This window comes from Spirosoma daeguense, assembly GCF_054776875.1.
In genome coordinates, this window is the sequence record NZ_BAAHBF010000005.1 from 31,872 (window position 1) to 57,632 (window position 25,761).

19 protein-coding genes and 1 tRNA gene are annotated in these 25,761 nt (G+C 45.8%); 13 read left to right on the plus strand and 7 right to left on the minus strand.

Translation table 11 applies throughout. The annotated features are described in order from the left end of the window. Positions 1-20 precede the first annotated feature (20 nt). A complete protein-coding gene (locus tag ACYVD4_RS16580) occupies positions 21-485 on the minus strand; it encodes a hypothetical protein (RefSeq protein ID WP_460947644.1) in 465 nt (154 codons plus the stop codon). A gap of 204 nt (positions 486-689) precedes the next feature. Further along, complete coding sequence (locus ACYVD4_RS16585) at positions 690-959, minus strand: hypothetical protein (protein WP_460947646.1); 270 nt, start codon at positions 957-959, stop codon at positions 690-692. A 378-nt stretch (positions 960-1,337) separates the two neighbouring features. Between ACYVD4_RS16585 and ACYVD4_RS16590 the strand changes: the two genes are divergently transcribed. Beyond that, positions 1,338-1,577 (plus strand): hypothetical protein, encoded by a 240-nt coding sequence (locus ACYVD4_RS16590; RefSeq protein WP_460947648.1) that lies wholly within the window; start codon positions 1,338-1,340, stop codon positions 1,575-1,577. A 502-nt stretch (positions 1,578-2,079) separates the two neighbouring features. On the opposite strand, the gene ACYVD4_RS16595 is transcribed toward ACYVD4_RS16590, so the two are convergent. Next, positions 2,080-3,387, minus strand: a complete 1,308-nt coding sequence (locus tag ACYVD4_RS16595; RefSeq protein WP_460947650.1) for a hypothetical protein — start codon at positions 3,385-3,387, stop codon at positions 2,080-2,082. Positions 3,388-3,618: 231 nt separating this feature from the next. Then, positions 3,619-3,690 (minus strand) — tRNA-Glu (locus tag ACYVD4_RS16600). A 180-nt stretch (positions 3,691-3,870) separates the two neighbouring features. Here ACYVD4_RS16600 and ACYVD4_RS16605 point away from each other — a divergent pair. The 3 genes from ACYVD4_RS16605 to ACYVD4_RS16615 all read left to right on the plus strand — a co-directional run bounded on the left by ACYVD4_RS16605 (position 3,871) and on the right by ACYVD4_RS16615 (position 9,187). Next, complete coding sequence (locus ACYVD4_RS16605; RefSeq protein WP_460947652.1) at positions 3,871-6,453, plus strand: M14 family metallopeptidase; 2,583 nt, start codon at positions 3,871-3,873, stop codon at positions 6,451-6,453. Between the two features lie 237 nt (positions 6,454-6,690). Next, positions 6,691-8,901, plus strand: a complete 2,211-nt coding sequence (locus tag ACYVD4_RS16610) for a carbohydrate binding family 9 domain-containing protein (RefSeq protein WP_460947654.1) — start codon at positions 6,691-6,693, stop codon at positions 8,899-8,901. Positions 8,902-8,995: 94 nt separating this feature from the next. Further along, positions 8,996-9,187, plus strand: coding sequence for a hypothetical protein (locus tag ACYVD4_RS16615; RefSeq protein WP_460947656.1), 192 nt, complete (start codon positions 8,996-8,998; stop codon positions 9,185-9,187). Positions 9,188-9,262: 75 nt separating this feature from the next. Here the strand turns inward: ACYVD4_RS16615 and dapA are convergent, their stop codons facing one another. Further along, positions 9,263-10,159, minus strand: a complete 897-nt coding sequence (dapA, locus tag ACYVD4_RS16620; protein WP_460947658.1) for a 4-hydroxy-tetrahydrodipicolinate synthase — start codon at positions 10,157-10,159, stop codon at positions 9,263-9,265. 127 nt (positions 10,160-10,286) lie between these two features. Here dapA and ACYVD4_RS16625 point away from each other — a divergent pair, with 127 nt between their 5' ends. Beyond that, positions 10,287-10,796, plus strand: coding sequence for a hypothetical protein (locus ACYVD4_RS16625; RefSeq protein WP_460947660.1), 510 nt, complete (start codon positions 10,287-10,289; stop codon positions 10,794-10,796). A gap of 107 nt (positions 10,797-10,903) precedes the next feature. Here the strand turns inward: ACYVD4_RS16625 and ACYVD4_RS16630 are convergent, their stop codons facing one another. Then, on the minus strand, positions 10,904-11,392 hold the full coding sequence (locus ACYVD4_RS16630; protein ID WP_460947662.1) for a hypothetical protein: 489 nt from the start codon (positions 11,390-11,392) through the stop codon (positions 10,904-10,906). 126 nt (positions 11,393-11,518) lie between these two features. Continuing rightward, a complete protein-coding gene (gene ligA / locus ACYVD4_RS16635) occupies positions 11,519-13,669 on the minus strand; it encodes an NAD-dependent DNA ligase LigA (protein WP_460947664.1) in 2,151 nt (716 codons plus the stop codon). 177 nt (positions 13,670-13,846) lie between these two features. On the opposite strand from ligA, the gene rpe reads away from it, so the two are divergent. The 8 genes from rpe to ACYVD4_RS16675 all read left to right on the plus strand — a co-directional run bounded on the left by rpe (position 13,847) and on the right by ACYVD4_RS16675 (position 25,759). Next, positions 13,847-14,518 carry a ribulose-phosphate 3-epimerase gene (rpe, locus tag ACYVD4_RS16640; RefSeq protein WP_460947666.1) on the plus strand — a complete coding sequence of 224 codons (672 nt, stop codon included), beginning with the start codon at positions 13,847-13,849 and terminating at the stop codon, positions 14,516-14,518. Between the two features lie 42 nt (positions 14,519-14,560). Beyond that, a complete protein-coding gene (locus ACYVD4_RS16645) occupies positions 14,561-15,961 on the plus strand; it encodes an alpha-amylase family glycosyl hydrolase (protein ID WP_460947668.1) in 1,401 nt (466 codons plus the stop codon). Between the two features lie 198 nt (positions 15,962-16,159). Then, complete coding sequence (locus ACYVD4_RS16650; RefSeq protein WP_460948605.1) at positions 16,160-18,172, plus strand: OmpA family protein; 2,013 nt, start codon at positions 16,160-16,162, stop codon at positions 18,170-18,172. A gap of 31 nt (positions 18,173-18,203) precedes the next feature. Continuing rightward, positions 18,204-20,060 (plus strand): glycosyltransferase family 39 protein, encoded by a 1,857-nt coding sequence (locus ACYVD4_RS16655; RefSeq protein ID WP_460947670.1) that lies wholly within the window; start codon positions 18,204-18,206, stop codon positions 20,058-20,060. A 13-nt stretch (positions 20,061-20,073) separates the two neighbouring features. Continuing rightward, positions 20,074-20,904, plus strand: a complete 831-nt coding sequence (locus tag ACYVD4_RS16660; RefSeq protein WP_460947672.1) for a transketolase — start codon at positions 20,074-20,076, stop codon at positions 20,902-20,904. Between the two features lie 81 nt (positions 20,905-20,985). After that, positions 20,986-22,989, plus strand: coding sequence for an NAD-dependent epimerase/dehydratase family protein (locus ACYVD4_RS16665; protein ID WP_460947674.1), 2,004 nt, complete (start codon positions 20,986-20,988; stop codon positions 22,987-22,989). A gap of 50 nt (positions 22,990-23,039) precedes the next feature. Next, positions 23,040-23,948, plus strand: coding sequence for a transketolase family protein (locus ACYVD4_RS16670; RefSeq protein WP_460947676.1), 909 nt, complete (start codon positions 23,040-23,042; stop codon positions 23,946-23,948). 14 nt (positions 23,949-23,962) lie between these two features. Continuing rightward, positions 23,963-25,759, plus strand: coding sequence for a hypothetical protein (locus tag ACYVD4_RS16675; RefSeq protein WP_460947678.1), 1,797 nt, complete (start codon positions 23,963-23,965; stop codon positions 25,757-25,759). Positions 25,760-25,761 lie beyond the last annotated feature (2 nt).

A 25,761-nucleotide genomic window follows, 5' to 3' on the forward strand; every position in this document is an offset into this window, starting at 1 on the left:
GACCCGGCATGGAGAGGGGGTTAGTTGCCCTGCATTTCCGGGCCAATCGTTGCCCGTTTTTGCATCACTTTCTCGTAGCTAATACGAGCCAGTTCGTCAATGGTCAGACCTCGACCTATAGCAATTGCGTTGAGGTAATAGAAACAGTCAGCTAGTTCGAGGTTGAAGCTATTGCCTTTATCATTACAGGCTACAGCAATACTTCTTCGCTCACGAATACCATCGGACTGGCGTAGTTCCTTTTTTATACCATCAATCTCCAAAGCGGCTTCGATAAACTTATCGACATCCTGACTGAAGGCTGTAATATCATCCTGCGCTTGCTCACGCAAAACATCCCGTAAATCAGATGCTGGAATAAAATTACACTCGTTGGCTACTTCGCCACATTCGCCCATCAGGCCAAGCATAGCGACTGGGTGTACTTCGCCCGGCACGTAGCCAATTGTTTTCTGTAAGTCTGTTAGTTTATTCAGGTATTCCATATTCCTTTCGTTGTCTAGTTATCCCTCAGCGCGTGGGGGAACGGTGGAGGGTTGTTGTAGCAGGGGCCTGATTCGAACAGGCATGGTATCATCTAGAGCATCAGCGCTTATAGGTCGCCGTAGGGATACCTCACTCGGGTGTTAGCCTAACCACGTTCGTTAGTCCTCTTAGCGTCTACCGTTCCGCCACCCTGCTAAGGTTTATTATAAGCACTGCAAACGATCTATTTCGGCAGCTAAAAACGCCCCCGCCACTTTCAATTGTCCAATTCGGTCTTTGTTCTTGATCTTTTCCTCGAAATGTTCATACCATCCATCAGGCCAACGCTTTTCGAACTCCCCATTTGGCGCAATAGCGAACAGGGCGGCTTCAACTAATTCGCCGTTTTGGTAATCATCATTAGCCTCATCAAAGCCGTGTTTATTGATCTGCTCGTTGCGCTCTTTTGCAATCAACTCAATTCCCGTTTCCATACCTATAGGGGTTATTTAATGATAACACACTCGTCAATAAACTTCTGCTTATCCGTATAAACCTTACTACTAAATTCCCATTCCTTAAAATCGTATTCTTTACCTTTAGAAGAAATGGTATAAATCGTATCCTGACTGATTCTTGCATCTGGATAATCCCAGTCAGGACCATGATACTCCTGAATATATCTACGCTTTAGGAGCCAACCCTCGTGCGGTTTACCATCCACCATAAACCATACTTTTATATTCAAATGATACCTAAACAGGTCGTCTCTGGGCTGTTCCATATATCAAATATAAGCCTACTAGGGCTTATTTTCAAATTAAATCTAAACTATTTTTAAGCCTACTAAGGCTTATTTTATATTTTTGTTTATGACGAAGGGAAAAGCAGGAGAACCGCCTGGCATCTGGTTAAAAAATGCGATCCAAGCACAAGGAAAGACACTTAAGGAAGTAAGCGAAATGATGGGGTATGTAACTCCAAGCAAGTACGACAAGCACTCACAGAATAAAAAAAAGATAGGCTTTGATTCTCTTGCTGAACTAGCCCATGCGTTCCCAACCATGAACATGCGTTACGTCCTAACTGGCGAGGGCTCGCCTATTTTATGAGTCGCGCCAACACCACCCAATCCATCCGCGACCTCTACCGTGCTAGCCCTGAATCGCTCGAACAAGCGTATATTCGCCTAAAGACTAATTCAAAATGGATAATTTAATAGTTAAAGGACAAAAGATAGACAAGAACTGGCTTGTCGAATTGGCTACTACAACTCGCTATAGCTTAGACGACCTTAACAACGCATTCTACCTGATTAAGGATAAAGACAAGTTTCTTAAGTGTGTAGACTTAGCGGCTACATATAGGCAGTCTAGCGTCTACAGCTTTATATGCGATTTAATAGCTAATGGCATAGTTACCAGACATCTTTAATACGTGCCAATCAGGACGATACAGCGATACGTAACGTGCAGACGCTGCTGGAGGATTTACCGGGTCTGTTGCCATGACACGCAAAAGGCCACACGATCCGGTGCAGCCTTGTCTACTCCCCCTGCCTGGCTATGAACTGGTAGTGGGTGGCGGTGTGGTGCCCACTACCAGTATTGAAAACTACAGTAACGAATTCTTACCAACCCGTAAACGTGCCCTGTCCACACTGGAGCCTAGCACCCGAACATAATGCTGCTCCGTTGTCGATATGCGTTTATGCCCAAGCATCCGGCTTACCTCGCCTATGTAAAAGCCATTTATGAGCATCAAACAGCCAAAGGTTTTACGGGCAATCTTGCAGGTAATTCGCCACTCTATTTCCAGTTCATCCTCAATATGTTCGGTATACCTGTTCACACAGTCTCCTGAAATATCGCGGGGACCAGTAGGGTATTTAGCGAAGAGCGTATTGACCTCATCAAGAAACGGAACGTCATACGCTTCGTGTGGAGGTTTCATGCGATTCCCTACTAACTTAGGCCCAGCCGGACCAACTCGCTCAAACTGCTGACGATTTCGGGCATACTCGACCGCGTCTGGGTAATCGAGTCCTGTACAGCACATTAACAAAAACCACCACAGCGCAATTCCTTTCGTGCCTTTCCATTTCAGGGTAAACAGGGTTGCAATGTGCTCTGGCTCAAGAAAAGATATTTCCTTATCGTTATAACGGGGCCATGTACGTTTCTTCGCGCTATTATGAGTAAGCAATTCATCTTCGACCATCCATTGCAAGACCTGCCCGATCTGACCAATATAACGTGAAGCCATTGGGGCACTGATGGGCTTTGACTGCTTTTCACTTTGTTGCCCAATAAGCCACTCGTGATATTCATTAAGCCAGGATAATGTCACCCGACAACAGGGTGGGATTGGGCGTTGTCTTACATTAGCCCACGTTTTTAGTAAATAAAGCCCCCTCTCCCATCGTAAGACTTTAATTTTCTCTTTTTTCTTAGGGCTAGGTCCGTGCTTGAGTTTCATTTCAATAATGAATGTCAATAACGCATCCTGAAGGCCACTTTCTTCAGTAAGGCCACCAAAGCCCTCAACGGTTTCGGGATGCTTCGTATATACCCAGCCTCTGCCTTTTACGTAGACCGGAGCAATAGATTCGGTTATCTCGTGGGTTACAGATTTTACGGTTGGTACCCCCGAAACACATTGCCGCTCAAAGATTGATTCAATATGTGCTTTAAGGGCTGTTATTTTTCGGTTTACCGGATCGTCACGTCTGGATGAACGTTGCGCCTTAATTTGCCATTCAGCAGGATTCACCAGTAGTTTAGCACCCGTGCCAACGGGCCAGACAGCACCAAAATGTACACGGCTACCGTTGACGGTTATCCAGACTTCGAGTAAATGGGGGTTTGTGTAGGTGTCTCCCTTTTTAGGAGAACGAAGAGCAAAACGAACGCTGATTGGCATTCTTTTTTAGTCGCATGGTTTTATAGGATTATTATATGAAAAAATAAACCTATGCCAACAATATATATACCTATGTATTTTGCACACACAACGCACTTTACTTTCCGGTATGTGTGCAAATATGATATTTACTAAAAGGTAGGTTATGGCAAAAAATGCGACTCAAGAGTGACAAAAATGCCAAAACCCGCTTTGAGGGCGGGTTTGTGGTTGGCAAGTGACATTTGTTAGTGACCGATACGGGAATCGAACCCGTGTTACCGCCGTGAAAGGGCGATGTCCTAACCGCTAGACGAATCGGCCGTCTTGTAGCCAAGACCCAACATTTTGGTTTGTTAGCCGCTGTGTTGGCGAATCGTGGTGCAAAGGTAAGGCGATGTTTTTATAATGCAATAGTCAACCGCAAAATTTTCTAAAAAAAAGTATTCGCACTCGTTTTCCTGCTATTTTTGAGGAGATTAGTTTTTCATCTTTACCTCCTTCATGAAATACATTTTTCTATGGGCAAGCCTGATTGCCACTACGTTAACGGCGGCAGCACAGGGGCCTTCATCATCAACCACCGTAACTTCAAGCACTGTCGATTCGCCCGAAAAATTTCTTGGCTATAAAATCGGCGAACGCTTCACCCCACATCATCGCGTATTGGATTACGCCGAACAGATTGCCCGGCAGCGGCCCACACGGGTAAAGCTCATTCCATATGGCACAACCCACGAAGGGCGGCAACTTATGGTGGTAGCTATTGGTTCGGAAGCCAACATAGGCAAGCTCGAGGAGATTCGAACAAACAATCTCAAACGTATTGGATTACTCGACGGCACGCCGACAGCCACTCCTCAACCACCAATTGCCTGGCTTAGCTACAACGTTCACGGGAACGAAGCGGTAAGCTCCGAAGCCTTCATGGACGTATTGCATCGGCTACTTAGCACAACAGATGCCGTTTCGCAGAAAATTACCAATACCACCGTCGTCCTGTTAGACCCTGGCTTGAATCCCGACGGTCACGACCGCTACGTGAACTGGTACAATCAGATGGCCGGACGTAACGCAGACCCAACACCTTCGGCTCGCGAACACAACGAACCTTGGCCGGGTGGTCGTTATACCCATTACTTATTCGACCCTAACCGCGACTGGGCTTGGCAAACACAGGAAATAACCCAGCAACGGATGGCACTCTATCAACAATGGATGCCACACCTTCATGGCGATTTTCACGAAATGGGTGTCGAAAGCCCGTATTATTTTGCCCCATCAGCAAAACCTTATCATGAAGACATTACCCCTTTTCAGCGGAAGTTCCAACAAACGATTGGCGATTATTGTAGTCGTTATTTTGACAAAAATGGCTGGCTTTATTACACTCGTGAACGATTCGACCTGTTTTACCCAAGTTATGGCGATACGTATCCGACCTATAATGGCGCTATCGGAATGACCTTTGAGCAGGGTGGAAACAGCCGGGCTGGCTTAGCAATTGAAAAAGCCGATGGTGATACGTTAACGCTTCGCCAACGTATCGACCATCACGTTGTGGCTAGTATTGCTACGCTCGAATCAGTCGCCGACCGGCCCTCCGAAATTGTGAAAGAGTTTGGACAGTTCTTCGACAAGGCGCGTAATACGCCAATTGGTGCGTACAAAAGCTACGTAGTGAAATGGCCGAAAGACGATAATGGCGGACGCGTGAAAGCGCTCTTGCAATTGTTGGAACGTAACAAAATACGGTACGGATACGCCGGGAAAGCCGCAACCGGTGCGGGTTATAATTACACAACCCAGAAAAATGACAAGAACGTAGCAATAGTTGCCGAAGATGTTGTTATCAGTGCATACCAGCCAAAATCTACGCTGTTGAAAATTTTGTTCGAGCAAAACTCAGCACTCGAAGATTCTGCTACGTATGATATTACGGCCTGGTCGCTGCCCTACGCATTTGGCCTGCAAACCTATGGCTTAACCACAAAGCTTGAACCATCGAGCACAATGACGGTCTCAACAGCCCCTGTTTCGGCAACCCAGAGTTCACCGAAAGCGTATGCCTATCTCATCAAATGGCAATCAGTACAATCAGCTCAGGCGTTGGCTTCGCTTCTAAAGCAGAAAATCAGAGTACGAGTTGCTGAGAAACCGTTTGAACTGGCCGGAAAAACATATCCTTCTGGCACGCTGATTATACCACGAGCAGGTAACGAGCGCTTTGGCGACCGTTTCGACGGATTAGTAACACAAGCTGCCACTAAAACCGGTTCCGGATTTGAGCCTGTACAGACAGGCTTTGTCACGAAAGGCTCTGATTTCGGCTCTGATTTTGTTTCCGGATTAAAAGCACCACGCGTGGCACTGGTCATTGGTGAAGGCACTCCCCCCCCATCAGCTGGTGAGGTCTGGCATTTTTTCGATCAGGAACTTGATTATCCCATTACGTTAATCGATGGCAACACGCTGGGTAACGTAGCATGGAATAAACTGGACGTGCTGATTCTGCCTACTAACTACAACTACGCCCGTTACCTCAACGACCGGGTATTGGCTTCGTTGAAAGAATGGATTCGGGCGGGTGGAAAGCTCATTGCCATGGAACGCGCTGCCGCTTTCCTTGCTGGTCGGGAAGGGTTCGACCTGAAAGAAAAAGCCCCTCAAGACGACGACAAGAAGGATAAAAAAGGCAATCCTGCCGATTCAGTAAAATTGTACGGCGACCGTGAACGTACCGCTATTTCCGACGAAATACCGGGCAGTATTTATCGGGTAAATATGGATACATCACACCCGCTGGGTTTTGGCCTGAACGACGGTTATTATACGCTCGTGCAAAACGCCTTCAATTTCGATTTTTTGAAAGATGGCTGGAATGTGGGCTATCTAAAAGGCAACAATTACATCGCCGGTTTCTCAGGACGTAATGCACGGGAGAAATTAAAAAATACGCTACTGATGGGTGTTCAGAATGTTGGCCGGGGAAGTGTTGTGTATCTGGCCGACGATCCGCTTTTCCGGGGATTCTGGTACAATGGCAAACTTTTGTTTAGCAACGCAGTCTTTTTTGTAGGCAATTAATTGAGCTCGTAGTTAATTTTACTCAATTCTGAATTTACTAGTACGAAGGCGTAACGATTTGCAAATCGTTACGCCTTCGTACTTTTGCACTATTCTGGCGAGTATAAAGCATACGAAAAAATACTTACTACGCATACGTAGCAGAAACAGTGAGTGTTTCTGCTACGTATCAACTCGTTCGCTTCGGGCAGGTTAATCAACAAGCTTATTTAGCCAATTATTAAACGTATCAGTTTGGTGAAACTTCTTCTACCACTTTCTTTTATTGTCCTTCTGTTAAGCCATTCGCCGGTACTGGCACAGAAGAAAAATGAAAATTACCAGCTTCATATCAGCCGTGCCCAATCGTCGGTTGTTGTTGACGGCGTTGTTGATGAACCAGCGTGGCAGGCGGCTGAAATTGCTACTAATTTCTGGATGGTGTTACCGATGGATACCAGCCGCGCGCGCGTTCGGACGGAGGTGCGCATGACATACGATGACTACAATCTTTATCTGAGCGCCGTTTGTTATCATGGGTATGTAGAAGGCCCTTATATGGTTGAATCACTCCGGCGCGATTGGGCGTTTACCAAAAACGATAATTTCATTTTTTTCATGGACCCGTTCGACGACCAGACGAATGGATTCACATTTGGAACAAATGCCGCCGGAGCTCAGTGGGATGCCCTTTTGTATGAAGGTGGTAAAGCCAATTTAAGCTGGGACAACAAGTGGACATCGGTCGTCAAAAACCATCCAGACCGCTACGTTGTTGAAATGGCTATCCCGTTCAAAACCATTCGGTACAAAAAAGGAATTAGCCGATGGGGCATCAATTTCAGTCGACTGGATTTGAAAACTACGGAGAAATCGTCCTGGACACCCATACAACGACAGTTTCCCACAGCTTCGCTGGCACTAACGGGCGTTTTAATCTGGGACCAACCACCGCCACAACCCGGCCCCAACATTTCAATTATCCCCTACACGCTTGCCGCTTTAACCCGAGATTATCAGAACAACGTACCAAACCAATATCGGCTCGACGCGGGGCTTGATGCGAAAGTGGCCGTTACGTCGTCATTGAATCTGGACCTCACGGTCAATCCCGATTTCTCACAAGTTGATGTTGACCAGCAGGTCACAAATCTTGATCGTTTTGAGTTGTTTTTTCCGGAAAGACGGCAATTCTTTCTGGAAAACGGAGACCAGTTTACCAATTTCGGATACGACCGAATTCGTCCATTTTTCAGCCGTCGGATTGGTCTGGGTGGAGTTCCGATACGTTTCGGTGCCCGGCTAAGCGGTAAGTTGAATAAAGACTGGCGCATGGGAATTATGGACATGCAAACCGGACGGGTTGATGAAACCGGATTGCCTGCGCAAAACTTTGCGGTGGTAGCCTTACAACGGCGCGTATTTGCCCGTTCGAACATCGGAATGATGTTTGTGAATAAAGAATCACTTTCCTACGAACCTGTAGCTGATAAGCCCGTTTACTCTCGGTACAACCGGAATCTTGGGTTTGAATACAATCTGGCTTCGGCCAATAATTTATGGACTGGTAAAGCGCTCTACGTTAAATCGTTTAGTCCAACGCAACCGGGCAATGATGCTGTTTATGCAGGTAACTTGCAGTATACCAGCCGTCAGTGGTTAATTAGCGGACAAGTTGAGGCAGTCGGGCAGAATTACACAGCAGAGGCTGGCTACGTTCCGCGAAGAGGTTATGAACGCGGTATGGCTACGTTGGGATATACATTTCTGCCAGCCGGTGGCAACGTACTGAATCATGGCCCTGTACTAACATCGACCTACTTTTTTGATCAGAACTGGAAACAGAGCGACAATGAGAGTGTGTTGAGTTATGCATTAACATTCAGAAGCAGAAGCACGTTTACGGGATGGGTAGCTACGGATTACGTCCGACTTCTGCAACCGTTCGATCCTACCAACACAGGCCGGGAAACCTTAGCGACTAACACCGAACATCAATGGACGGCCTGGGGCGTCGAATTTATTTCCAAACCACAAAGTGTATTTACTTACGGTTTTACGTCCCGATATGGCGGTTATTACGCCAATGGAACCCGTTTGAATCTGACTGCTACGTTAGGCTATCGCATTCAGCCTTACGTCAGTTTGGCAGCTACTGCAAGCTATAATGATATTCGCTTGCCTCAACCCTGGGGGCGTACTACGTTCTGGCTCATAAGCCCGCGTTTCGATCTTACCATGACCAATACGTTGTACCTCACTACGTTTGTTCAGTATAACGAGCAACAGAAAAACATGAACGTTAACGCTCGTATTCAATGGCGTTACAAACCTGCTTCTGACTTTTTTCTGGTTTATACCGATAATTATCTGCCTAATGCGGGCCAGATTGGGCAGGACGTACCCGGCTTCTTCTCGGTTAAAAACCGGGCACTGGTACTCAAGTGGACGTATTGGTGGAATCTTTAATGATTATGGTTTAAACAAACTGAATTTGGGCTAGTTATTTGTGCAATCTGTCGAATAAAGACAGCCATATCCTACACAAAACAAAATCAACGTTATGAAAACGCTAGTAAAATTTCTCCCAATTACTCTGGTGGCCTTCTTTCTAACTTTCCTGCTATCTAGTTGTGAGGTAGTTGGTGGTATTTTTAAGGCAGGTGCCTGGACAGGCGCCATCCTTGTTGTTCTGGGAATTGGCATCGTTATCTGGCTCATATCCAAGCTTTTTGGAGGTGGAGGAAATTCGTAGAATCATCTACTTACAAACATAAAGAGGCCGCTTCTCAGTGAATGAGAAGCGGCCTTTTTACTATTAAGTACTTTCTTAAGCCACTAATTCCAGAAACCCATCGCGCTGGAGAATAGCCCGTTGGCGTTCGCTGAGATCATCCGATGCGCGCATAAGCGGCAGGCGAACTTCAGCCGAAATCAGGTTTAATATTTCCATGATATTTTTAACGCCAACTGGGTTGCCTTCTTCGTAAAGCAATGGGTCGATACGTAGGAAATGACCAAGTTCTTTTTGCGCGAAACCAAAGTCGCCTTTCAGCGCGGCATCAATAACAGCGGAGAATTTTGCAGGGAACGCATTGGCTATCACTGACATAACTCCTACTCCACCAATGCTGATAATGGGTACTGCCTGAACGTCATCGCCCGAAATAAGCAGAAAATTATCGGGTTTATCACGCGCAATTTCCATGCATTGTTCAATTACACACGATGCTTCTTTTACACCAATAATATTCGAATGTTGAGCCAGTTCGCAAATGGTTTCGGCACTCATATTGATGCCCGTCCGGAACGGAATGTTATACAGAATAACAGGAACAGGACTTGCATCGGCAACACGGGTAAAGTGCTCAATTACACCGCGTTTTCCGGGTTTATTATAATATGGGCATACCGACAGAATAGCATCAACGCCCTCAAAATCAATATCTTTCATTCCCGACACTACGTCGGCTGTTACGTTACCACCTACGCCAAACACGATAGGTAGGCTACCCGGATTGTTTTCCTTGAGATATTGCAGCAACTGTTTCTTCTCCTGTTTGGTCACCGTTGGCGATTCGCCGGTGGTACCCTGCAGAACAACGTAACGGACACCGCCATCGGTGATGTGCCGGATGATGCGGCCGAAGCCGTCGAAATCAATTGACTGATCGGCATTGAAGGGCGTCACAATGGCAACGCCTACGCCGTGAAATTTGGTTTCCATTCTCGGAGACTTAGGTATATATTATGACAAAGTTACGGGAATTGAGCGGTAAATCTCACTCAATTTGGTAAAGGCATTACAACTACGTAGTGGAATTATGGCTCTCTGCTCAATAAACTCCTCAACGATGCGTACACTTGTTGCTTTTTTTCTGCTCGTCCTGTGTAGTTGTCAATCAACCGCTGTTTTGCCCGATGCTTCAAGTACAATTCTTGACGTACGTAATCAATCTGGCTGGAAGACAGAGCGGCTGAATGATACGTATAGCATTCAATTTCCAAATGATTACAAAGGTGGTATTGGTCAAACAATTGAAGGGCCGGAATTTAGCCTCCAAAAGAACGATCAGCGTGTTTATTTTCTGGGTGCTACGCCTTTTTCAGGCGCTGGCATATTATTGCCAACACCCGCCCCTACTCAGATCGACTACGCGAAGTTGGTTCTGGACAAAACCGTTACGATTCGGCGAGATGGGCAAACGCAGGGCATTCTATATTACGTACAGCAACAACAGGCACGCGGTCAGTTATATTTACGCCAGAATGATCAGCTTGTTTTCGCGATGACCCTTCAATACGATTTCGAGCTGCATCAGGAAGTACTCGGTATTTTGCAAACGATACGTCCCAACCAATAACCTCCAACCAAGAGGACTGATGAATAAACTCACTACGTTCTTGAGCGACCACAACTTGCGGCCTTTATGCCTTTATTTGGGATGCACTCTCTATGTCCGAGAGCTACTTATTTTTCAAAGTTGACTGGATTAGTATTGATTCGCAAATTTTCTATACTCCAATCCAAGCCTCGTAAAATACTCTTGCGATTTCCTTGCAAAGAAAAATCGTTGTCAACTTCCCATTTTCTACTTTTCAATTCTAATAGACTTGTATTTTTTGTCACTGACCAACCCGCCAATTCCTGAGTACTTTTTTTGGTAATCTGCAAATACTCACGACCTTTAACATCATATTTTTCTATATAAAACGATGAAATATACTGGTCGGATAAATCATAAATTAGAAATACCTCGTTTGAATTTTCGCTCAAAATAAACTTCCAATACTTCAGCAAATCTTTAAAAATATCTCTAATCGACAGTTCGTAATCACCCTCCTCATTTTTTTCAATTTCAAGAAAATCGGCAATATAGTAGAAATCTACTGTCTGAATTGAGCTATCCGTAATTACGACAATATTGGTTGTTTGAAAATCAAGTAGAAACCTTATCATTTTGAATTAAAACTGCGTGATGATCATTACATAATACTTATGTCAGCTTGTCAACGGATCGCTTCTCCTGTCGACTGAGCCACACAAGCTACACTGTTCCGCCTGTTCATATCATCCAACGACCGGTTACATGTTCAGCATCGCTATAAATTCATCTTCGTTAATCATGGGTACGTTCAATTTCTGCGCTTTGTCAACCTTCGACGGTCCGGCATTTTCGCCTATGATCAGGTAATTCAATTTTTTCGAAACGCCACTTACCAGCTTTCCACCATTGGCGGCAATCCGGTTTTCAAGTTCTTCCCGGCTGAAATTTGCGAACGTGCCGGTATAGAGAAACGTTTTCCCTGTCAACGTATCGCCCTCTCGTTCAACCACTTTCTTCTGGCCTACAAACTGCAAACCAGCCGCCCGTAATCGTTCGACAAACTGTCGATTCGCTTCATCGGCAAACCATGTAACGACGCTTTCAGCAATACGTGGCCCTGTATCGGGCACTGCCAGCAACTCATCCAGACTTGCGTTCATAATGGCATCCATTGAGCCAAAATAATCGACTAGTTTTTCGGCTGTGGTATTACCAACGTAGCGAATTCCAAGCGCAAAGAGCACGCTAGAAAACGGTTGTGCTTTTGAGCGCTCAATGGCTGTCAGTATGTTTTCAACCGTTTTTTCGCGGAAGCTGACCACTCGTTTCCGGGCTGGTGTTGCTTCGCCGGACGTAGTGTCTATACTTTCTTCTTCGACAAACGTTTTTTCAAGCCCCAGCAATTTATCGAAGGTTAAATCATAAAAATCGGCAGGTGTTTGTACCAGACCTTTATCGATAAGCAGTTCTATTTTGCCCTCGCCAAGTGTTTCGATATTCATTGCCCGACGCTGGATAAAATGTTCAAAACGCGCTTTACGTTGCGGAGGACAACCTTGTTCATTAGGGCAATAAAAATTCGCTTCGCCTTCTTTCCGAACCAGTGGTGTGCCACAGGCAGGGCAGTTTGTTGGATAGATAATCGGTTCGCTTTGGTCGGTACGTCGGTTTAGGTCTACACCGGTAACCTTTGGAATAATTTCTCCGCCTTTTTCAACAAATACGGTGTCGTATAAGCGAATTCCAAGCCGCTCGATTTCATTGGCATTGTGTAACGAAGCCCGTTTGACGGTGGTACCTGCCAGGAGAACCGGCGTCAGTAAAGCCACTGGAGTGACGGCGCCTGTCCGGCCTACCTGATACCGAATGCCTGTCAATACTGTACTGGCAGCCTCAGCTTTGTATTTGAAAGCAATGGCCCACCGCGGACTTTTGGCCGTATACCCGAGTTCGCGCTGCTGATCGTATCGGTTTATTTTAATAACAATACCATCGGTACCTAGCGGCAAGTCGAATCGTTTGGTTTCCCACTCGTTTATGTACGTCATTACGTCCCGAATGTCGGCGCATTTCCGCCAGGTTGGCGATACGTTGAAACCCCATTGTTTCATGGCGATAAGGCTTTCTTCATGCGTCTGGAAAACGTCCTGCTCAGAAAGAAACGAGTAGATAAAACAATCAAGTCGTCGACGAGCAACGGCCGCAGAATCTTGTTGTTTGAACGTACCCGAAGCCGCGTTACGTGGGTTTGCCAGCAAAGGTTCGCCAATATCTTCGCGTTCTTTATTGATACGTTCAAATTCGGCAAGCGGCAAAAAACCTTCCCCCCGAACCTCGAAAATAGCCGGGATGGCAGTGGGCTTGGATGGCTCGGTTTGAAAATCAAGTGAATACTGACTATTCTGATTAGCTATCCCTGCCCCCTGCCCCGTGCTCTCCACACGTAGCGGCATAGTTCGAATGGTTCGTATGTTGTTGGTAATATCGTCGCCACGAACACCATCGCCACGGGTAGCCCCCTGCACCAGCAAGCCATTTTCATAGGTCATACTTAGTGCCACGCCATCGAACTTTAGTTCGCAGATATATTCGTAAGGTTGCCCATTCAATCCTTTTCGTACCCGATTATCGAATTCCGTCAAATCTTCTTCAGAATACGTATTTCCCAGCGACAGCATCGGGAAGCGATGGTATACCGTCGGAAATTCTTTACTGATCGTACCGCCCACACGTGCCGTCGGCGAATCGGACTGGCGAAACTCAGGGTGCAGTTTTTCAAGTTCAGTCAATTCAGAAAGTAGCTGATCGAACGTAAAATCATCTACTTCTGATACGCTGTTCTGATAATATTGAAAATTATAATAATTCAGGCGATTTGTGAGTTCAACAATGTGTTCCTGGGGCGTCATGGCAAATCAGGCAATAAATTATGTAGGATAATTAGCGTATTAGGAAATGGCAATATTGGGTTTGTTTCCTCGTTCAAGCAAAAAAATAGTAGTTTTACAGAATAAAAAACTAAGCAAATCTTATAAAGGGTCTTTCAATTGTCTGATAAATAAACGATTGACTCCCACAAATTATCCATGACTCAGCCTCTCATAGCTCCTTCGCTGCTCGCATCTGACTTCGGCAATTTACAACGCGACCTGGAGTTAGTAAACAATAGTGAGGCCGATTATCTGCATTTCGATGTCATGGATGGTGTTTTTGTACCTAATATTTCCTTTGGGTTTCCGGTTCTGGAAATAGCCCGAAAGCATTGTAAAAAGCCTCTGGATGTGCATTTGATGATCACAGATCCAGATCGTTACGTTGATGCGTTCGCCGAAGGAGGTGCCTCTGTTATTCATGTTCATTACGAAGCCTGCACACATTTACACCGGACATTGACTCACATTCGTCAGTTAGGTTGCCGGGCGGGTGTAGCGTTAAATCCGCACACACCCGTTTCCGTACTGGAAGATATTCTGGAGCAAATTGACGTTGTGCTGATTATGTCGGTCAATCCGGGTTTCGGCGGTCAGTCATTTATTCCACATACACTCCAGAAAGTTGCCAAACTGAAACAGATGCTGATTAGCAGTCAATCATCGGCACTGATTGAAATTGATGGGGGCGTGGGCCTGAACAACGCACAATCCTTACTCAACGCCGGAGCTGATATCCTGGTTGCAGGAAGTTCAGTTTTCGGAGCCAAAGATCCGGTAGAAGCTATACATCTGTTAAAAAACAGCGGTCAGCCGATGCTCGCTTAATATCCTTATATCCTTTATCCAATTGATTCGCAGGAAAAATTTATGAAGACAACCCACCTGGCTGTAGTACTTAGTGTGCTGTTATTAGCTACGGCTTGTCGTGATAAAGACAAGACAAAAACCGAAGCCACTTCTGCCGACTCAGCCACAAAGGCCCCTCCTGCTCCTGACTGGGCAAAAAATGCGACGATCTATGAAATAAACCCGCGTCAGTTTTCGACGCAGGGCACCTTCAAAGCGATTGAAACACAATTACCTCGTCTGAAAGAATTGGGTGTAGATATTATCTGGCTGATGCCTATTTTTCCAATCAGTCAGGTCAATAAACAAGGTACATTAGGCAATCCGTATGCGATCACTAACTATACAACCGTCAACCCTGATTACGGTACGTTAGCCGATTTCAAGCTGCTGGTCAGTCGTGCTCATGCCCTGGGTCTACGCGTTATTCTGGATTGGGTGCCCAGCTATACTGGCCATGACCATGTATGGGTAGAGCAACACCCCGACTGGTACCTTAAACTCAATGGTAAAGTAACGGCCCCAATCGATGAACGAACCGGTAAACCCTATAAACAGGCCGATATTATTGCATTGGATTATACCAAGCCGGAACTACGGAAAGGAATGATCGAAGCCATGCAATACTGGCTAAAAGAATGTGATATCGATGGGTTTCGCTGTACGGTAGCCAGTATGGTTCCGAACGATTTCTGGGCATCGCTACGTCCTGAACTTGATAAGATCAAGCCGGTGTTTATGCTGGCTGAATGGGAAGACGATCCTAATCAATTTAAAAGCGGCTTCAACATGAACTATGCATGGAGCATGCATAACATGATGAAGGCCGTAGCCAAAGGAGCCCGAACCGCCGATAAAATTGATTCAGTACGGGAAGCAAATCAAAAACGATTCCCGATGTGGTATTACCAGATGATGTTTACCCAGAATCATGACGAAAATACCAAAAACGGTACGTTGACCGAGCTATTTGGCCCAGCCGCCGATGCTATGATTGTGCTGAGTAGTACGCTGGAAGGTATGCCTATGATTTATAATGGCATGGAATCCAATTTATCTAAACGTCTGGCCGTTTTCGATAAAGACACGATTGCCTGGGGGAATTACGCAAAAAGCGGTTTTTTTAAAACTTTGTTAACGTTAAAACACCGTAATAAGGCCCTTTGGAACGGGCTTGATGGCGGAATGGCCACGAAAATCGGTACAGATCACGACGATAAAATTTACGCCTTTTACCGTCATCGCGATAACGACCGGGTGGTTGTTCTGCTCAACTTAAGTTCAGAGCCACTTACTGCCCATTTGTCAGGTGATTCGTATACAGGTATGTATACCGACGTATTTAGCCACCAACCCGTTGAACTTCGGCCCGATATGTCGGTTACACTTAAACCGTGGGAATATCGTGTACTAACGAATTAAGATTTTTCTTAACTTACCTAAAGTAATCAGAGTTGCCGTTTTATTCGATTTATTTATCGAATAGACCCACGTGCGGCATGATTATGGATAGATTTGGAACGTAGTATACAGAAACAACAATTGCTCAATGGTTGACGAGTTATGCGTGTTTGGAGCATTTTATCAGGTTTTCTGATTTTAGTAGTGAATGGTGTCGGTATGGCGCAACCGGCCGACGAGAAGAAAAAACCGAGTAATTCCAGTGAACAAAGCGCCGTACAATGGGCGAGCCGTGTAGTTGGTGTTTCTTCTGAAAAAAAGGGCGAACCAACTGGCGAACAATATAAAGCGTCACAAGCACTGGGCCGCCCCAGTAAAGTCCCCGATATAGGAGAAAGTCCATGTGCATGGGCTCCATTTTATGTCGATGGCACCGCCGACGAATGGATTCATGTTGAATTTTCAACTCCACTACGTGCCCGTCAGATCGTTGTTGCGGAGAATGTCAATCCGGGTTCAGTTGTGAAAATAGTGGCCTTCGATGAAAAAGGAGGTGAGCACATCGTCTTCCAGTCGACCGGAATTGAGGCCCAAAAAGAACCTTTACTACGTATCTTTCCTAAAGATTCTGCCGTTTATCTATGTCGTCAGCTCAAAGTATTTATTAATGGAGCTGCGCTGAAAGGCATAAATCAGATTGATGCCATTGGAATTTCGGAAAGTACGAACCCTATTTCGGTAGGTATAAACTTGTCGAAAGACACGCCCAAAGACCTGAAAAAAGAGAATCTGGGTAAAACTGTCAACTCCAATGGGCAGGAAGTAGCTCCTGTTATTTCACCAGATGGCCGCACGCTCTACTTCACTCGAAACTTCAATAAAGCGAATACCGGCTCACCCAACCGGCAGGATGTCTGGTACTCAACGCTGGAGTCAGGTGTCTGGAGTGAGGCTATCAATATGGGCTCTCCAATTAATAACGCCGGTGATAATGCAATAAGCGGTCTTGCTACGGATGGCCGAACGGCCTACCTTATTAATGTCTATCGCCCTGATGGAGGAATGTCGTTTGGTATTTCCAGTTCGATACGTACCAAAGCAGGCTGGTCGCAACCGGTTGAGTGTAAAATCGCGAACAATTATAATCTACACGAAAAAAATCAGCTTGAATTTTGCGTAACGCCTAACGGTCAGGCCATTATTCTGGCTGTTCAGCGTAAAGACACCCGTGGTGACCGTGATCTCTACGTATCATTACTCAAGCCAGATCAAACCTGGTCTGAGCCAGTTTCGCTGGGTGGTGTTATCAATACGGCAGATTCGGAGAGTTCGCCTTTCCTGGCTGCCGATGGGCGAACGCTCTATTTCACGTCGGCTGGTCATCCGGGTTATGGGAATGGCGATATTTTTGTAAGCCGGCGGCTCGATGAGTCATGGGGCAACTGGAGCGAACCTGAGAACCTTGGCCCATCTATCAACACTGCTGAGTGGGATGGTTATTTCACCATTCCGGCCGCTGGCGACTATGCTTATCTAAGTTCACGGGCAGGTTCGCTGGGCGAAGATGATATTTTTCGATTAAAACTATACCCAGCCATAAAGCCCGATCCCGTTGCTATAGTGTCGGGGCAAGTTCTCGATTCGCAAACCAAAAAACCAGTTGCATCTGAAGTTGTATCAGGTTTGTTTGGCGAACAGAAGGAGATTTCGAAAGTAGAATACAGCCCCGAAACTGGTGAGTATAAACTAATTCTACCGACTCAGAAAACGTATAATCTGGTTGCCAACAAAGACGGCTATTTCCCTACATCTGAAACCCTAGACCTGAGTAAGGATAAGCGGTTTCGGGATATTCGTAAAAACCTGTATCTGGTAAAAATTGAACCCGGTCAGAAAATTGTGATGCGGGAAGTGCTCTTTCAGCAAAGCCAGTTTGAACTACTACCCGGTGCCAACACCGAACTTGATCGGGTAGTTGCCATGCTGGAAAAATACCCGACTATGGAACTGCTTATTGAAGGCCATACGGATAACCAAGGCGAGTGGGAACCTAATATGAAGCTCTCCGAAGATCGGGTTCGGGTTGTAAAAGAATACATTGCAAGTAAAGGAGTAGTAGCCACACGCATTCAGACAAAAGCCTGGGGACCTAGCAAACCTATTGCCAGTAACGAAACTGAAGAGAAACGTAAACAGAACCGGCGAGTAGAATTCACAATCCTGAAACTATGAGAACCGGGATTTTGCTCGTAGTTTTGGCCTAATGTTTTCCCACATATCTCGTAACACGCTCTTTTTATTAGGCATCATTCTGGTGCTGGCTTTGGGGCTTCGCCTGTACCGAATCGGTACGTATGGCATCTATTTCGACGAAAAATCGACGTTGTTGATTAGCCAAAGTGTTTGTTTGGAAGGCTTCAATCAGAAAGACGTTTTCAGCAAGCCCTATTTTACGCCAGCCGAATTCTGGAAGCCCAAAAACTTCAATGACTTTATCGAAGCCAACATTCGGGGCGACATTGGCAACAGTCCGGCCTATTATGGTGTGCTTTGGGCATGGCTTAAGGTTTTTGGTCTGAGTGATACGTCGTTACGTATGCCTTCGGTCATTTTTGGTACGTTACTCGTTGGCTTATTATTTATATTTGTACGCCGTCATTTTCGGGAGATACTACGTACTGACAAGTTCGGTGGCACTGCTTTTTTCGGCCTTACTCCATTGGACGCACTAGCGTTGCTAAGTGCCTCGATTGCCGCTGTAGAGCCGTTTTTTGTAGCCTCCAGCCACATCGCCCGGAATTACCCAATGACGTTTTTCCTAACCTTGCTTGCTACGCACCTGTTTCTATTAATTATGGAACGTGTGCAACCAATAGCTCAATATGGTCGGCAAAGTTCATCAGGAACTTCTCTACGCAGCTTATACGTAGCATATGGCTTTGTATTTATCCTTGCTATACTATCTCATTATCTGTCGGTTACAGTATTCCTGTGTCATGGTATTTATGCACTATTTTACCTGCGTAAGCCATCGGCCTGGATAACCCTGGCCCTGACCAGCGTAGTAGGAATTGGAATTGTTTCGTTGTGGTTTTTATATGGTGGGGGAAAATATACATTTTTTACCCTTGATTATCAGGCCAAGTTCTACCGAAACATTGCCTTGACAAATCCAACGGGAAGTGAATTTGGAACCATTTTACCTGCTACCATTCCGAACATTGCCGTACGGGCAATTCCTATTTTTTCCGATTTATTTATTTTCATTAACGGTCTTGGCCCTGCATTAGGCGGTCTGCGGAATTCGATACTCGCTTTAGCAATTGGTCTAGTGGTAACGGTTGTCATACATCGTTATCTGAAAAACTCTCAGCCTCCCGTTTGGATATATGCAACTCTGCCCGTATTATTTGCGATTGGCATACCCCTCTATAGCGTAGTACCGCTACGTCTGCTAGTCTTATCTGCCGCGATTCCGTTTGTGTATCTTATTGGTCGCTACGTAGTTGAGACGATCAAAACAAGCCAATACCGGCTGATTCTCTTATTGTTGCTCCTTGCATTTATTCCGACATTCTTTTTACTGTTTATGTCTTGGCGCTCGGGACATACGTTCGGTATTACACAACGATACTCCGGTTTTTCTTTTCCTTACGTTTGTATTTTTGTAGCAATGGGCTTGTTGCAATTAACGCGACTTCGGTGGTGGTTTAGTGCACCAATTGGTGTTATTCTGTTGATTCAGGCAGGATACATTGTACAGCTTTTAGGCGATATTTATAACGATGTGGCTCCGAAATATACTTTTTTCGACAAACCTCGTATTGCGAACCCATACTGGTCATCAGCACAGAAGCTAAAAGAATTGTATGTTCCCGGTGATACAATTCTGTACCCAAATAAGGAACGGAAAATTTATTCTGAGAAGATAGACAAAACTTATTCACCTGTTACGCTCATCGATGCGCAAATGGTGAATGTTTATCTGCCGAAAGATGCTCAGTATATACAGCGCGTTGACCCCAACGAACCTGACCGGATTGTTCTGGTAAAAGGAAATTCGGGCAAAAAAATTACTATTTTTGACTTTAAGGGCACTACGTATCGCTACGGTGGCTAGGCCTATAACGAGTATGACTTCAACAATAGAACTAACTGACTTCCAGACCCTTCAAGGTCAACTACGGTTAAAAATATTAGGTCTTTATCATCAGGCTCATGCCGGACATATCGGCTGCTCGCTGAGTTGTGTCGATTTGATGATTGCGACCCTTCTGCTACGTAAACGCGAGCAGGATACCTTTTTGCTGTCTAAAGGTCATGCTGCGGCTTCACTTTACGCCTGTTTGAATCATCTGGGCGATATTTCTGACGAAGAACTTGCTACGTATTATCTCAACGGTACTACGTTACCTGCTCACCCCGCTCCCAACCAGCATAAAGGAATTCCTTTTGCTACGGGTTCATTAGGGCATGGATTACCTATTGGTACGGGCATTGCACAGGCTAACAAACTCCTCAATAATGGTGGGCGCGTTTTTGTTCTTATGTCGGATGGCGAAACCAACGAAGGTACTACGTGGGAAGCCGCCCATTTCGCCATGCAGCACCAACTGGATAATTTAATTATTCTGGTCGATAAAAATGGCTTACAGGGTTTTGATAAAACAGCCAACGTACTGGGTGATACAGCCGATGTGAGAACTTGGAATGCGATTGGTTTTGAGACAGTTGAAGCAAACGGTCACACTATTGATGAATTACTGGAAACTATCGATAACCTTACCGCATCAACCAATGGCAAACCCAAAGTGTTGATTGCCAATACGGTGAAAGGTAAGGGTGTGTCGTATATGGAAAACAAGCTGGAATGGCATTACCTACCCATGACCGAAGCTCAATATGAGCAAGCCTGTGCCGATGTTAATGAGCGGTATTTACAGCCGCAACCAACGCAGGTCTAAACGCTTTCCATCGACCGTTGGCTATAAAACTAGATGGCGAGAAAGTATATACAAGCCTTTTGACGTAATATTGCGGTCTGAATGAATCAGCCTGCTGTTAATTTGCTACCTACTACTATTACCCAGCTAAATGGTCCTATCGTTGTTTTTGGGGCCAGTGGCTTTATTGGGGCCAACCTATTCGAGCAACTTTTCCGCGTACGCAAGGATGTTTACGCGCTCACCCACGACGCCACCAAAGCCTGGCGTCTGAAGTTGCTGGACGTACCAGCCGAGAACATTGTCCATTGCGACATTCTGTCCAATACGTCTGTTCAGGATGTATTCGGTCGTATAAAGCCACGTACCATTTTTAATCTGGCGGCATACGGTGCTTACAGCAAGCAGAAAAATGTTGGCTTAACCTACGAAACAAACGTATTAGGAACCGTTAATATTCTGGAAAATTGCACGTCCGACATGGTTTACATCCACGCCGGAAGCAGCTCAGAATATGGGTTTAACTGTACAGCGCCCAAAGAAACCGACCGTGTTGAGCCAAACAGTCATTACGCGGTATCGAAAGTATCGGCTGCCTATACACTCGAGTACTACGCGAAAGTGCATGGGCGGAATACGCTTAATCTCCGACTCTATTCGATTTACGGCGGTTGGGAAGAACCCGACCGGCTAATCCCTCGACTGGTAGAAGAGAATCTGAAAGGTCAGCTTCCGCCACTTGTATCACCTGATATTAGCCGTGATTTTGTTTACGTCGACGATTGTGTTTCGGCCTTTGTACAAGCTGCGCTACGTGTCAACTCTGAGATTCGGGGACGCTCGTATAACATTGCGACGGGACAGAAAACGACGATGCGCGAGTTAGTCGACGTAGCACGGGAAACGTTTGATCTCGCTCAGGAACCCGTTTGGGGAAGTATGAGCAACCGCAACTGGGACCTCTCCGACTGGTATGGCGACCCAACAGCCGCCGAAGCTGACTTAGGCTGGAAAGCTACTACGTCTCTAAGCGATGGACTACGTATGACGGCCGATTGGCAAACCAGCCACGGCTATCATGATCGGGTGATTCCGGCATTCCAGACGCCCACGTTAAATCCGGTTATCTCGCCAATTATCGCGTGTTATAAAGACGCTCAGGCTATTCCGTATATGTATGAGCGGCTGGTGAAAACATTCAACGAAATGAAGGTTCGTTACGAAATCATTTTCGTGAATGATAATTCGCCCGATAATACCGATGAGGTGCTGAACGAGCTTTGCGCCAAAGATCCGAACGTAATAGCCATTAAACATTCACGCAACTTTGGTTCACAGTCAGCGTTTTTGAGCGGAATGGAAATTGCTACGGGCGATGCCGTTGTATTGATGGATGGCGACTTGCAGGACCCGCCCGAAATTATTCCGAAGTTTTACGAAAAGTGGCAGCAGGGATTCGACGTTACGTATGGCGTTCGGGTTCAGCGCGAAATGGCGCCCCATGTTCACTTTTTCTATAAGCAGTTTTATCGCTTGTTTAAACGGACAGCCTATATCAATATTCCGGTCGATGCGGGTGATTTTTCGTTGATCGACCGGAAAGTAGTTCGCGAGTTGGTAAACCTGCCCGAAACTGAGCAATTCCTGAGGGGCTTACGGGCATGGGTTGGTTTTCGACAAACGGGTGTTGACTACGTCCGGCCAGAACGCATGTTTGGCGTATCGACCAACAACTGGACAAAAAACATCTGGTGGGCTAAGAAAGCGATTTTCTCGTTCAGCTTTGCGCCATTGGAGTTAATGACCTACGCCGGTTTTGTACTGACGGGCTTATCGATGTTAGGCATTATCTGGCAAATTATTTCCCGGCTTATCAACTTCGATCCTCATACGCCTTACGGTCTTTCAACGGTGATTATTCTGGTCACGTTCTTTGGCGGCATCAATCTGCTGGGTATTTCGTTTTTAGGCGAGTACATCAGTAAGATTTTTGAGGAGACGAAAAAACGTCCGAAATTTATCCGAACAATGGTCCGAAAAGGCCAGCGGGTCTATAAAACGGCAGCCGAAATCAGTACGTTGGTAGAGCAGCGAAAAAGTAAGTAAAGCACTACGTCCATTTCATCAGCAATAATCGGCAAAAGTCGGTACACGCTATGCGAAAAGAATTTTCAGCCGCCATTGAAAAAATTGCGCGGGAAGACGAAAAAGTTATATTCATCACGGGAGACCTGGGTTATGCTGCGCTTGAAAACGTAGCAGAAGCCATTGGCCCTCGGTTTATCAATGCGGGTGTTGCCGAACAAAATATGGTCGGCGTAGCAGCCGGTATGGCCTACAAAGGCTATAAGGTGTTTTGCTACAGTATTGCTCCGTTTGTGGTATACCGCTGTCTTGAGCAGTTTCGCAACGATGTTTGCTTGCACAAAATGCCGGTTTTTCTGGTCGGAAACGGGGGTGGGTATGGGTATGGAATCATGGGGAGCACGCACCACGCTATCGAAGATCTTGCCTGTTTGAGTAGTTTGCAGAATGTGAATACCTATATTCCAGCATTTGCCGACGAAGTACCGCCGATGCTTGATCAAATTGTAGCTGAAGGCCGGCCTACGTATCTTCGGCTGGGTGCAGGCCCTAATACACCAGATGGGGCAGTAACCTATGGTTCGTTTAAACACATTGTTCGTAGTGCGGCTTCAATTGGTACTGTCGTAGCACTTGGCCCGGTAGCAGCTAATGTATTGACAGCGCTTCAGGATGAATTATTAACGGGGCAGTTTGATGTGTATACGGCCACTAATCTCCCGCTTGACCTCCCCTCCGAACTGGCTCACCGTTGGGCAAGTAAGCCGCTTCTAGTCGTCGAAGAACATGTATCGGTTGGTGGACTGGCGCAGCAATTATCCGTTAAATTACTGGCCGATGGTGCTGCGCCAAGTCGATTTATAAGTCTGTCAGCACAGGGTTATCCGAATGGTCTATATGGCGATCAGAAATATCACCAACAACTGTCAGGGCTTGACCCGGTCAATATTGCCCGTCAACTGGCTTCATTTACCAATTAGTTTTCTGCTATCCTTTGCTGATCTCAACACCTGATACGTCACATCCGACCCACCAGCGTGGTCCGAGCCAGCCATCGATGAAGTTTGCAACTTCTGGATGGAAATGGTTAGGCTATTTACTGGTGTCGTTGCCCGTTCTTGTATTTGTACTGGTCTGGAAAGCGTATGCTCTGAATATACCGAAATGGGACGATCACGCACTACGTGCTTTTTTATATTACTCTCATCAGGAAACCACGTTTTCAGGCAAAATTTATCAGCTCTTTCGGCAGCATAACGAGCACCGTATTGTGCTCGATCGAATTATTACGTTGCTGGATTACTCGCTGTTTGGTAAACTCAATTTCATACACCTGATGGTGGCTGGAATCCTGAGCCTAATCGGTTTATTAACTGTTTTTATCGCCGTTCTGAATCGGGCAGGAAAGTCTGTCCTGTATGCCGTACCAGCGGCTCTACTCATTTTCAATCTGTCGCACTGGGAAAATATGTATTGGGGTATGGCCTCTTTGCAAAACTTTTCGGTGGTGCTCTGGATTATTGCCGCATTCTATTTTCTGAGTTATACTAATCAGTTAGGATTGGCGTTTATAGCCGCCGTTTTGGCCACGATTACCAGTGGAAACGGGTTGGTAGTCTGGCCAATTGGCCTCTTACTGATTCTGCTACGGACCACTGGTACTACGTTCAAAAAGCAAACGCTACGTTCATTAACTAGCTGGCTGGTCGGTGGCGGTCTTGTAATTGGCTTGTATTTCACCGGTTTTTCGAAACCAAATGATATAGCCTACGTTCGTCCCGGCCTATTCGACTTAGTAAAAGGCTGGTTTGCATTTCTCGGCGCAGCAGCCGAAGTTATTCCTTTTGGTTCACCGCTAAAGGCAAGTATCGCTCTGGGCGGTCTATTGGCAGTAACAACCCTTGGCCTGCTGGCATTGACTCTGCTACGTTATCGACTTACCATCATTCAGACAATTCTGAGTTTAATTAAGCCGAAATCGTTACGTAGCACTCGAACAGAATCGATTCCATCTGTTACGTTATTTTTCTGGGGATGTGCTGCTTTTCTGCTTGGAACCGCTGCCATCGTCGCCTGGGCTCGAACAGGGTTTGGCATGGATATTCTTATAACGAGTCGCTATAAGATGTACTCGCTCACGCTGATTGCACTCCTCTATGTATATCTGCTTGTTACGTTAAGTGAGCGAATAAGCCACTGGGTTTTTCTCAGTGGCAGTATCGCTACGGTTGTTTTTGCGGGTATTACCTATCTGTCATTTCTGGATGAGACAATTTGGTGGCGGCACTGGTTTACATCAAGTCAGTTCAATTGGACGTATACAACCAACCAGCCAATCGCTACGTTAGATTCGGTGTCAGAGCATTATACAGAGACTTCGCCAGCATTTTACGATGCGCATCTGCAAACAATTTACGCCCCCGCGCAACAGCCCACTCTCGACTTAAAGGTTTCTAAAACAGGAAACGGATTTGCAGTACAGAACTCAACAGTTCCGGTGCTTGGCCTGAGCGATAATGGCGCCTATTTGCTGGCACGTTCGAACAAACGAACATATCTGTTTCCAGTCTGGCAGAATCAGCAATCTGTTTTGAAAGCATTATTTTCTCCAGTCAACATTTTTGTGCCCGGTTTTAGAGGCAATTTTTTGTCAGCGGATTTAGAACGTGGTACCTATCAGCTCTTTATTCTGACAATTTCAGACAATAATCAAAAAGCGACACTTCATCCAACGAACCAGACTATATTTTCTGAAGGCCCGCCCCAACAGGCAAGGCCTAAGAACTGGTAATC